The organism is Micromonospora sp. (genome assembly GCF_048594385.1).
GTDB classification, from domain to species: domain Bacteria; phylum Actinomycetota; class Actinomycetes; order Mycobacteriales; family Micromonosporaceae; genus Micromonospora; species Micromonospora wenchangensis.
Genome location: NZ_JBMDWU010000010.1, coordinates 1 through 5,960, shown reverse-complemented (window position 1 = coordinate 5,960; position 5,960 = coordinate 1). Strand labels below are relative to the sequence as shown.

Sequence of the window (5,960 nt, the reverse complement as noted above, 5' to 3'; positions counted from 1 at the left end):
CCGGTTCGGGCTGCGCGCCGAGACCGAGGCGGTCGCCCGGATCTGCGACACCGTGTCGGTCACCTCCACCCTGCGCGGCAAGGTCGAGTTCGAGAGCGGCGAGGAGGGGCGGGAGACCGAGATCCTGGCCCACCTGCTGCGCACCGCCACCGCCGAGACGTTCCGGGCCCGGCTGGCCGGACTGGACCTCTCCGGGTTCACCGCGCTGGTCGCCGAGGGGGCGGTGATCGAGACCGGTGAGCTGGTCGCCGCGGCGGAACTGCTGCGCCAGGTCGGCACCGTGCCGGGGCTGGCCAAGGCGCTTGACCGGTTGGGGCTGGGTGACGCGCCCACCCCGGAGCAGGCCGCCGCCGGGGTCGAGTTCGTGCTGGAGGGGCTGCACCTGACCCGCCGGCTCGGCAAGGACGTCACCGAGTCGGGTCGTACCGTCTACGGCGGTCGGAGCTGAGCATGGCCGGCAACCGGTTCCGGTACGGCCAGTGGCAGGGCGGTCCCGACCCGCTCGCCCCGCCGTACGACGTGCGTGCCGCCGTGGACTCCGTCGGCGCGGAGGTGCTGGCCGGCGGCAGCCTGCGGGAGGCGCTGCGCGACCTGCTGCGCCGGGGCCCGAACAACCGGGGCGGCCTGGACGACCTGGCCGCCCGCGCCCGCCGGCTGCGGCGGGAGGCGCTGCGCCGGGGCGACCTGGACGGCGCGGTGACCCGGTCCCGGGCGCTGCTCGACCAGGCCCTCGCGGCGGAACGGGACGCGCTGCGCGGGCGCACCGACGACGACGCCCGGTTCGCCGAGACGGTGCTGGACAACCTGCCCCGCTCCACCGCCCGCGCGGTGCAGGAACTGGCCGGTTACCGGTGGACCAGCGACGAGGCCCGGCAGGCGTACCAGCGGATTCTCGACGGGCTGCGCGGTGAGGTGCTGGAGCAGCGGTTCGCCGGGCTGCGCGATGCCGCGCGGGCCGCCGGTGACCCGGCCGTGCAGGCGCAGCTCGCCGAGATGATGCGCGACCTCAACGACCTGCTGGCCCGGCACGCCCGCGCGGAGGACACCACCGACGCGTTCGCCGAGTTCATGCGCCGGCACGGCGAGTTCTTCCCGGAGCAGCCGCGCACCGTCGACGAGTTGGTCGACGTGCTGGCCCGGCGGGCGGCGGCGGGGGAGCGGCTGATGCGGTCGCTGTCCGACCGGCAGCGCGAGGAGCTGGCCGGGCTGATGCGGCAGTCGCTCGGTGACCGGCTCGCCGGTGAGCTGTCCGCGCTCGACGACCATCTGCGTGCGCTGCGCCCCGACCTGAACTGGCAGCGCGGCGAGCGAATCCGGGGTGATCAGCCGCTCGGCTACGGCGAGGCCACCGGCGCGCTGGACGAGATCGCCGAGCTGGACGAGCTGCTCGACTCCCTCGACCAGGAGCACCCGGGGGCCACCCTGGACGACGTGGACGTCGACGCGGTCGCCCGGACGCTGGGCCGCGACGCCGCCGACGACGTACGCCGGTTGCGGGAGCTGGAGCGGGAGCTGCGCCGGCAGGGCTGGGTGAGCCGGGACGCCGACGGGTTGACGCTCAGCCCGAAGGCGCTGCGTCGACTCGCCGGCACCGCGCTGCGCCGGGTCTTCGCCGACCTCACCGCCGGCCCGCGCGGCCAGCACGACCTGCGTACGGCCGGGGCGGCCGGCGAGGTCAGCGGGGCGTCCCGGCAGTGGGAGTACGGCGACGAGCAGCCCCTGGACGTGGTGCGCACGCTCACCCGGGCGGTGCGTCGGGCCGGCCCCACCGTGCCGCTGCAACTCGCCGTCGAGGACTTCGAGGTGGTGGAGACGGAACGGCGGGCGTCGGCGGCGGTGGCGCTGTGCGTGGACCTGTCGTACTCGATGGTGTCGCAGGGGCGGTGGGGGCCGATGAAGCAGACGGCGCTGGCGCTGTCGCACCTGATGGCGACCCGGTTCCCGCAGGACGCGTTGCAGATCGTCGGGTTCGGCCTGGAGGCGGTGCCGTTGACCCAGCAGGAGCTGGCGGCGGTGGAGCCGGACCTGCGGCAGGGCACCAACCTTCAGCACGCACTGCGGCTGGCCGGTCGGCACCTGCGCCGGCATCCGGGGGCCGAGCCGGTGGTGCTGGTGGTCACCGACGGCGAGCCGACCGCCCACCTCGACCCGGACGACGGTGAGGCGTACTTCCACTGGCCGTCGCTGCCGGAGACGGTCGAGGCGACCATCCACGAGGTGGACCGGCTGGCCCGGGCCGGGGTCACGCTCAACCTCTTCCTGCTCGGTGAGGACCCGGGCCTGCGCCGGTTCATGGACGCGGTGGCCCGCCGTTCCCGGGGCCGCCTGTTCACCCCCGACCTGGGTGACCTGGGCGAGTACGTGGTCTCCGACTACCTCCGTTCCCGCCGCAGCTCCGGGCGCTGACCGCGGCCGGTCCGTGGGGGCGGACCGTCCGTCCGGGGGACCCGGGCGGCAACCGTCCACCCGACCCGGCGGTACGGGGTTGACTGGGGGTGTGGAGCTGCGTGCGGTCTACCGGAGCCTGCTCGCCGAGGTCGAGGCGGGCGGGTTCCGGCCGGCCCCGCCGGGCGGGTGGGACGCGGAGCGGATCGTGGCGCACCTGGTCGCCAACGACGAGTTGATGAGCGAGGCGACCGAGGCGGTGCTGGCCGGGGCGCCGTTCGCCTACTACGACCTGACCGGGGTGCACCGGCCCGAGTTGGACGCCCTGGTCGCCGAGTGTGGCGGGCTGCCCGGCCTGGCCACCCTGCTGCGGGCCACCAGCGGCCGGCTCTGCGGCCTGGTGGACCGGCTCGGCCCGGCCGCCGACACCCCGGTCGAGACGCACCTGCGGGAGGGTTTCGACCTGGTCGTCGACGAGCCGCTGCCATGGTCGCGCACCCTCGACCTGCACGCCCGGGTGCACCTGCCCCGGCACCTGGCACAGCTACGGATGCTCCGCGACCAGCCGCAGCCCGCCTGACTCCGCCCCGGACGCTCCGGCGGCGGGGGTACGGCGGAAGGTGCGCCGGTAGACCGAGGGGGAGACGCCGATCCGGGTGTTCAGGTGTTGGCGCAGGGCGGCGGTGGTGCCGAAGCCCGCCCGCCGGGCCACCTGGTCGATGGCCAGGTCGGTGGTCTCCAGGAGCAGCCGGGCGTGGTCGGTGCGCTGCTGGAGCAGCCACTGCGCCGGGCTCAGCCCGGTCTCGGAGCGGAAGTGCCGGGTGAAGGTACGCACGCTCATCCGGGCGTGGGCGGCCAGCTCCCGCAGGGCGACCGGTTCGTGCAGCCGCTGCCGGGCCCACTCGCGGGTGGCCGCGGTGCCGCTGGCCGGGGTGCGCGGTACGGGCCGCTCGATGTACTGGGCCTGGCCGCCGTCGCGCCAGGGTGGCACCACGCACCGGCGGGCCGCCCGGTTGGCCACCTCGCTGCCGTGATCGCCGCGCACGACGTGCAGGCACAGGTCGATGCCGGCGGCCACCCCGGCCGAGGTGAGCACCCGGCCGGAGTCGATGAACAGCACGTCCGGGTCGAGGTCGACCTGCGGGTACAGCCGGCGGAACCGGTCGGCGTGCGCCCAGTGGGTGGTGGCCCGGTGCCCGTCGAGCAGACCGGCGGCGGCCAGCGCGAACGCGCCCGTGCAGATCGACATGATCCGTACGCCCCGGCGGTGGGCGTCGCGCAGCGCGCCGGAGACCGCCGGATCGATCGTGCCGTCGGTCATCGGCGGGCCGGCGTGCAGGCCGGGCACGACCACCGTGTCCACGGTGGCCAGCAGGTCGAGCCCGTGGTCGGGGAGGACCCGGAAGCCGGCGGAGCTGCGGACCGGCCGGCCGCCCGGGGTGCAGGTGTCGACGGTGTAGAGCGGGAGTCGGTCGGCGGTGCGGGCGGCCCCGAAGACCTGGGCCGGGGTGCCCAGGTCGAGGCCGACCACGCCGTCGAGGGCGAGCACGCCGATCCGGTGCGGCCTGATGGTCATGGCCCGATTATTGCGCACCATGGCTTTCCGGCCACTCGTCGCCCGCCGGAGCATGTCCGAGACTCGGAGCGTGATCCGAGCCCGTCGTCTCCACCCGGCCTGGACCGTGGCCGCCGTCGCCTTCGTCGCGCTGGTCGGCGCGGCCGGCTTCCGCGCCACCCCGTCGGTGCTGCTGCACCCGCTGCACGCCGAGTTCCGCTGGCCGCTGGCCACCATCTCCGCCGCCGTCTCGGTCAACCTGCTGCTCTACGGCCTGACCGCGCCGTTCGCCGCCGCCCTCATGGACCGCTTCGGCATCCGCCGGGTGGTGGCCGGCGCGCTGGCGCTGGTGGCGCTCGGTAGCGGCCTGACCGTCTTCATGACGGCGAGCTGGCAACTCATCCTCTGCTGGGGCGTCCTGGTCGGGCTGGGCACCGGGTCGATGGCGCTGGCGTTCGTCGCCACCGTCACCGGGCGCTGGTTCGTCCACCGCCGGGGGCTGGTCACCGGGGTGCTCACCGCCGGTGGGGCCGCCGGCCAGCTGGTCTTCCTGCCGCTGCTCGCGGTGCTGGTCCGCGACCACGGCTGGCGCGCGGCGGCGCTGGTGGTGGCCGGGGCGGCGCTCGCGGTGGTCCCGCTGGTGGCCCGGTGGCTGCGGGAGCACCCGGCGGATCTCGGCCTGCCCGCCTACGGCGCGACCAAGGTGACGCCCCGGCCGCCGTCGGCCGGCGGGGCCGCCGCGCGGGCGGTGGCCGCGTTCACCGCCGCCGCCCGGACCCGCCCGTTCTGGCTGCTCGCGGGGGGCTTCGCGATCTGCGGGGCGACCACCAACGGTCTGGTCGGCACCCACTTCGTGCCGGCCGCCCACGACCACGGCATGCCGCAGACCACGGCGGCGGGCCTGCTCGCCCTGGTCGGGCTCTTCGACATCGTCGGCGTCCTCGCCTCGGGCTGGCTCACCGACCGGATGGACAGCCGGCTGCTGCTGGCCGGCTACTACGGGTTGCGCGGGCTGTCGCTGTTGCTGCTGCCCGCCCTGTTCACGGGGGGCACCGGGCCGAGCATGCTGGTCTTCGTCGTCTTCTACGGCCTGGACTGGGTGGCGACCGTGCCGCCGACGGTGGCGCTGTGCCGGGAGTACTTCGGCGACTCGGCGGCGGTGGTCTTCGGTTGGGTGTTCGCCGCGCACCAGTTCGGGGCGGCGTTCGCGGCGACCGCCGCCGGCCTGGTCCGCGACCGGCTCGGTGACTACGCGCCGGCCTGGTACGCGGCCGGGGCACTGTCCATCGGCGCCGGGCTGCTGTCGCTGCTGCTGCGCCGCCGTCGCGCGGCGCAGGTGCCGGTCCTGACGCCGGCCCGGCCCGCCGGGGCCTGGAGCTACCGGGGCTGACCGGCGCGGGCCGTCCCCCGCCTGCCGGACGTGCTCAGCCGAGGGTCCACTGCTGGCCGGCGGCGGCGGTGCAGGTGGCCTGCACCAGGTCGTCGCCGGGGGCCGTGCCGTCGTCGCGGACCTGCGCGCACTTGCCCGACCCGACGCCGACCAGCAGGACCGGACCGGTGCCGACCGGGGTCACCCGCCACTGCTGGTTGGCCTGCCCGTGACAGCCGAACTGCTGGAGCCGGGCGCCGTCGTCGCTGCTGCCGCTGTCGACGTCGAGGCACTGGCCGTGCCCGGCGTTGGTGAGCGTCACCAGATCGGGCGCGACCGGGTTGGCGACCCACTGCTGCTCCGCGCCGCCGGTGCAGACGGCCAGTTCGGCGGTGGCCGTCTCGCCCGCGCCGTCGGTGCCGACGCAGAGGCCGGAGGTGACCGCCCGCAACACGACCGGCCCGGTGACCGTGGCCGGGGTGGTGGGCGGCGGGGTCGGGCTGGGCGGCGGCGTGGTCGTGGCCGGCGGGCCGGTCGTCGGGGCCGCCGGGGTCGGGGCGGCCGGGGTCGGCGCGGCGGCGGCCGGCACCACCGGCGGCGGGGAGCCGCCACCGCCGAGCACGCCGGTGGCGAAGAAGACCCCCAGCAGTA

The 5,960-nt window shown here is 76.1% G+C and carries 5 protein-coding genes and 1 pseudogene; 4 read left to right on the top strand and 2 right to left on the bottom strand.

Features of this window, described 5'->3' with window-relative positions; genetic code table 11:
• From ACOJTC_RS00435 to ACOJTC_RS00425, 3 genes and pseudogenes are all read left to right on the top strand, one after another.
• A pseudogene (locus ACOJTC_RS00435) lies at window positions 1–448 on the top strand (magnesium chelatase); the annotation flags it as partial.
• Between the two features lie 2 nt (window positions 449–450).
• A complete protein-coding gene (locus ACOJTC_RS00430; protein ID WP_420115292.1) occupies window positions 451–2,406 on the top strand; it encodes a VWA domain-containing protein in 1,956 nt (651 codons plus the stop codon).
• A 91-nt stretch (window positions 2,407–2,497) separates the two neighbouring features.
• Entirely contained in the window at window positions 2,498–2,965 is a 468-nt protein-coding gene (locus ACOJTC_RS00425) for a hypothetical protein (RefSeq protein WP_204927287.1), read from the top strand.
• Here the strand turns inward: ACOJTC_RS00425 and ACOJTC_RS00420 are convergent.
• Window positions 2,930–3,961 carry a GlxA family transcriptional regulator gene (locus tag ACOJTC_RS00420; protein ID WP_420115291.1) on the bottom strand — a complete coding sequence of 344 codons (1,032 nt, stop codon included), beginning with the start codon at window positions 3,959–3,961 and terminating at the stop codon, window positions 2,930–2,932. The two genes, ACOJTC_RS00425 and ACOJTC_RS00420, sit on opposite strands and share 36 nt — an antisense overlap.
• Before the next feature lie 73 nt (window positions 3,962–4,034).
• On the opposite strand from ACOJTC_RS00420, the gene ACOJTC_RS00415 reads away from it, so the two are divergent.
• Window positions 4,035–5,330, top strand: a complete 1,296-nt coding sequence (locus ACOJTC_RS00415) for an MFS transporter (protein WP_420115293.1) — start codon at window positions 4,035–4,037, stop codon at window positions 5,328–5,330.
• A 34-nt stretch (window positions 5,331–5,364) separates the two neighbouring features.
• Here ACOJTC_RS00415 and ACOJTC_RS00410 read toward each other — a convergent pair.
• A partial coding sequence (locus ACOJTC_RS00410) for an RICIN domain-containing protein (protein WP_420115290.1) occupies window positions 5,365–5,960 on the bottom strand: 596 nt, incomplete at its 5' end.